This window comes from Ignavibacteria bacterium (assembly GCA_025612375.1).
Taxonomy (GTDB): domain Bacteria; phylum Bacteroidota; class Ignavibacteria; order Ignavibacteriales; family SURF-24; genus JAAXKN01.
Genome location: JAAXKN010000131.1, coordinates 1 through 1,185, shown reverse-complemented (window position 1 = coordinate 1,185; position 1,185 = coordinate 1). Strand labels below are relative to the sequence as shown.

The window sequence follows — 1,185 nt, the reverse complement described above, 5'->3', positions numbered from 1 at the left end:
CCAGTTCAGATTGTGGGCTGCAACTCGCCCACATGAAGTCGGAATTGCTAGTAATTGCAGGTCAGCATACTGCAGTGAATACGTTCCCGGGCCTTGTACACACCGCCCGTCACACCATGAGAGCCGAAAATACCCGAAGTCAGTGACTTAACCAGTAATGGAGAGAGCTGCCGAAGGTGGGTTTGGTGATTGGGGTGAAGTCGTAACAAGGTAGCCGTATCGGAAGGTGCGGCTGGATCACCTCCTTTCTAAGGAGACTCGAGTAGAAATACTCGTATCCTATTGGTCGATTGAACACTAATTTAGGTTAGTGTAACAATATGATAAATAACTCATTTTTGCACTGGTTACTTTTCAGTGTACAATTTTAATCGTAAGATGAAAATTGTATATTGATTCAAATGGAGAACAAGACTTTAGAGTTAGACATCTAACACTAAGCTTTAACATCCAAACATCTAAACGGGCTCATAGCTCAGATGGTTAGAGCGCACGCCTGATAAGCGTGAGGTCGATGGTTCGATTCCATTTGAGCCCACCATAATACAAATGTGTATTATGACATTGTACTTTGAAAACTATATAATGCAAAAGGTAAACTAGAAATAAAACTAGAATTACACAATATTAAACCGATAATAGGATCAATCAATAAAAAGATGAAATCAAAGGTCAAGCTACTAAGAGCGTAGGGTGAATGCCTTGGCATCAAGAGCCGAAGAAGGACGCGATAAGCTGCGATAATCCACGGAGAGGCGCAAATAGCCTGTGACCCGTGGGAATCCGAATGGGGAAACCCAACCAGAGTGAATGTCTGGTTACCCATATGTGAATAAATAGCATATGAGGAGGGAGACGAAGGGAACTGAAACATCTAAGTACCTTCAGGAGAAGAAAGAAAAGAATCGATTCCTTGAGTAGCGGCGAGCGAAATAGGAACAGTCCAAACCGACGATAGCAATATCGATCGGGGTTGCGGACCAGATAATCTACTTTAAGATCTAGCAGAACTACATGGGAAGGTAGGCCATAGCGGGTGATAGCCCCGTAAGCGAAAGGTTGAGAAGAGAGCTGGTATCCAGAGTACCGCCGGACACGTGAAACCCGGTGGGAAGCCGGGGGGACCACCCCCCAAGGCTAAATACTACCTGATGACCGATAGTGAAGCAGTACCGTGAGGGAAAG

The 1,185-nt window shown here is 44.8% G+C and carries 1 tRNA gene and 2 rRNA genes; all 3 read left to right on the top strand.

The features are described from left to right. Positions 1-257: ribosomal RNA gene (locus HF312_21675) — 16S ribosomal RNA — on the top strand; the annotation flags it as partial. A 207-nt stretch (positions 258-464) separates the two neighbouring features. Then, a tRNA-Ile gene (locus HF312_21670) sits at positions 465-541 on the top strand. 128 nt (positions 542-669) lie between these two features. After that, a 23S ribosomal RNA gene (locus HF312_21665) occupies positions 670-1,185 on the top strand; the annotation flags it as partial.